Below are 3477 nucleotides of genomic sequence, written 5' to 3' on the forward strand. Positions count from 1 at the left end.
TGGGTACTACGTGCTCCTGCTTCTATAGCTACACCAGCTATACCCAGAGCCGCTCTCTTGTCCCCAGTTGCTGTTTCGCATGCACTCAGCACGAGTAATTCGATCGGAGTGGGTTGGCGTAGGTCTGTGGTTTGTAATAAATCCTTCAACTCAGTAACATTTATCTTACTATCCCAGGTCAGAATGAACGTCTTCTCAGCTTTAGAGCTAAATTCACCATGGGAGGCAATGTGTACTACTGGGAAAGGAGCTGCTTCAACAGAATTTTCAAAGTTGGTTTCAGTAAAGTCCTGATTGAGGAGGATTTCACTAGGAACTTGAGCCTTAATTTTCTCTAGCTCTACTTCTACAAATGGCAAAGGATTATATCCCTGACGGGATTCAGATAACCCAGCCGTTAGGACTTTGATATTTTCCCTGACTAAGCGCTGGGGATTCATTAAATCTAGTCCAGGAGTTAGCGCTATACTATATTTCTCCACTAAATACTGCTCACCGTCGTGGAGTGCTGCCATGGGAATATTGCGCAAAGCTCCATCAAGCACAAATACTAGGGTGTCTACTTGAGAGTTAGCTAAATCCTCTTCAATCGGTCGGATTATCCAATTGTATACCTGCTGCGACATTGGTAAAAATTTCCGTCGATGAAGCTGGGGTAGGAAGTGATGCAGTTCTTCCAGAGTAGATTCAATTTGGTCTTGGGGAAGCTCTGTTCTATAGTGACGCAGTTTTTGTTGGGGTAAGCGGATAATAATATCCACGCTTTCTGGCAGTATGATAGGATAAATTAATGCTGCTTTCGTATCAGCTTGATCGATGACTTGATCAATGACTACAGGAGTAGCATTTAAGCAGGCTGAGCGAAAATAGTTATCTAGTTCAGCTAACTGTAGTGACTCAATGATCTCACGCGCTTTTTCCAAATTCTCGGGATTAGAATTTCTGCTATCTGATTGGAGCAGTAATTGCACGAATTCTCGATAGACTGGCTCGACACTCTCTCGAAAGGTAAACCTGACCTCTTGGTTAACAGCTACTAGGTCACTACGTATAGACTTGAGAGTATTAACTGCTTCGGTGTAAGCTGCGATCGCATTTTCCTCTTCCCCAAGTCCTTTCGAAATACGTCCCAGTTGCCATTGCCAGCGATAGCTAATATCCGGAGCATTGATTTCCTGAGCTAACTTTAACGCTTGTTGAGTCAGGTCTTGAGATTCTGGCAATTGCTGATTATGCTCATACAGTTGACCTAGACTACCAATAGCATAAGCTTCAGCTCGCTTATCTCCCAATGTTTTAGCCTGTTGTGCCGCAGTAGCTAGGATTTTAGCAATTTCATAAGAAGGCTGAACGGCAATTTTAACCGAAGCCTGAAGTCTCTTGGCTAAAGTCTGAACATATCCTTCATCCTTGATACTTCTAACTTCATCCTTCATTAGGCTTTGAGCAAAATTAATCCTCACATAGATACTGCGGCGGCTCACAGGTAAGGATTCCAGTTGAGGCAGGATTTGAGGGATTAGTGCTTGTGCTTGCTTTATCCTTTTAGTATCGATCAATAAGCTAAGTTGATTTAATTGCGCTTCAAGCTTAGTGATTGGATCTAATGACTCATCGAATGCTTGTTGATAGTAGTCAAATGCTTGTTGATAGTAGTCAATAGCCTCGTCTAATTCTTGCTGAGCCCGCGCTGTATCCCCTGAGCTAAGCTGAGCCTGCGCTGTATCCCCTGAGCTAAACTGAGCTCGGGCTGTATTCCCTAAACTAAATAGTGTAGCGCTAATCTCTTGAGACGATGATAAGCTTCGGGCAATCTGTAAGCTTTTTTCTAAGGTTTCCTGGGATTGGCTCAGCTGTCCTACTAATTGACGCATATTCCCAAGCGATCGCAACAAGACCGCTTTATTCAAAGAGTCAGGTTGAGCAATTAACGATTCCTCTACCTGATTGAGTAGATTCAACGCCCGCTTATACATCCCTAAGTCTTGTAGGGCTTGGGCTATATTAATCCGACTGCGAATCTCACCAGCTTCATCCCCTAATTCACTATAAGTTAGCGCAGCTTGCTCCCAACTTTCCATTGCTGCTTGTGCTTCTGATGAACCAAGCTCAATACTTCCTTTGATCATTAGGGATTGCGCCAGCACTTGTAAGTATGCTGTAGACTTATCACTCGGTTTTATAGAGCGCAATAGTTTTTCACTATTAGCGATCGCATTCTTGGCTTGAGTCCATAATCCCAGTTGCTGATAAGCCAACGAGAGATTACTCAACACCATCGCTTCTGATAGCTGATCTCCCTGATTTTGATTACTCTCAAGAGCTTGTTCTAAAACATCTACTGCTTCGGCGAATCTACCTGAATCGTAGAGACCTTGCCCCTGTTTAAGTAAGGTGGAAAGTTTAAGGTGATCAGGTTGAACGTTATCAGGTTTAAGGTTATTTGGTTGTTCGCGTAGCGTGGCCAATAGGCCAAGGTTAGCCGGTTGTTCGCGAACAACCTTCAACCTTTCAACTTTCAACGTTTGTGGGACTTTCGCTAAAACCGGAGGGACTAAATTGCACAATAATGCTGTTAACAGAGCGATCAGAGGCAACCTTATCCACCTCCTTATCCTCAACCCTAAAGATTTTCGATTTGCTCTAGCTATGTCACTATAATGTGTTGTTAGTTCAGCTATCAACCTAAGAGGTCTTTTTAGATTGTCCCACAAAACTCCAGATATCTTTCCCTTCCTGGGAGGGGTTAGGGGTGGGTGCCTCTTGCCTTTTGCCTCTTGCCTTTTGCCTCTTGCCAAAATAAGTGTATTTACAACCGAGAGCAAAACGGTATATATCCTTTTTTTTACCATGGTTCATTTTCTCCCTTGCTGCACCTCATAACTAGGATGATAAGCGCTATATTAATAGCAATTTTTAATTTTTAATTTTTAATTTTTAATTTTCATTTCCTTGATCCAAATGGTCTAAAAATCACCGAAAAGTAGAATCCATCTTCCTGTAACGTTCTATCTCTAGTTTCAACATCCACTAACTGCAAGCCCCAGCCAATATTAGCCTCTAGGAAATCTCCTTGCTCCCATCGCAAACCCAGACCAAGGGATGCGATCGTGTTATCATCAATATCATTTTCATCGTCTCTATTCCAGCCAGTACCAAAATCAAGAAAAGGAGTCAACTGCACCAGAGTTCCGCTATCATTCTGAATAATTGGCAGACGCAGCTCTGCAGAAATAAAGGCACCATTGTCCGATAGAATCAGATCCTGGCGATAGCCCCGCACACTCTCTAAACCGCCAATCCCTATCTGTTCTAATGGTACCAAGCTTCGGTCTGCTAGTTGCACATCCCCTCGGATTAATAATATAGTGTTTGGTGCCAGTAGCCTTACACATTGACTTGGATATGTGCCTCAAAATAGGGAGTTTTTCTACCCATGCTTCCGTTGGACTTGGAGCAAGCAGATCCACCCATACA

Annotated in this window: 3 protein-coding genes; all 3 read right to left on the minus strand. The window is 43.1% G+C overall.

The window, feature by feature from the left end; genetic code table 11:
• The coding region (locus F6J99_RS43350; protein WP_293123202.1) for a CHAT domain-containing protein at window positions 1-2597 on the minus strand (2597 nt) is incomplete at its 3' end.
• Window positions 2598-2685: 88 nt separating this feature from the next.
• Window positions 2686-2859: a hypothetical protein gene (locus F6J99_RS43355; protein WP_293123205.1), complete on the minus strand. Its 174-nt coding sequence runs from the start codon at window positions 2857-2859 to the stop codon at window positions 2686-2688.
• An 85-nt stretch (window positions 2860-2944) separates the two neighbouring features.
• Window positions 2945-3346 (minus strand): ShlB/FhaC/HecB family hemolysin secretion/activation protein, encoded by a 402-nt coding sequence (locus F6J99_RS43360; protein WP_293123208.1) that lies wholly within the window; start codon window positions 3344-3346, stop codon window positions 2945-2947.
• Between the last annotated feature and the right edge of the window lie 131 nt (window positions 3347-3477).

Origin of the sequence: Moorena sp. SIO4G3, assembly GCF_010692305.1 — a bacterium.
Classification (GTDB): domain Bacteria; phylum Cyanobacteriota; class Cyanobacteriia; order Cyanobacteriales; family Coleofasciculaceae; genus Moorena; species Moorena producens_A.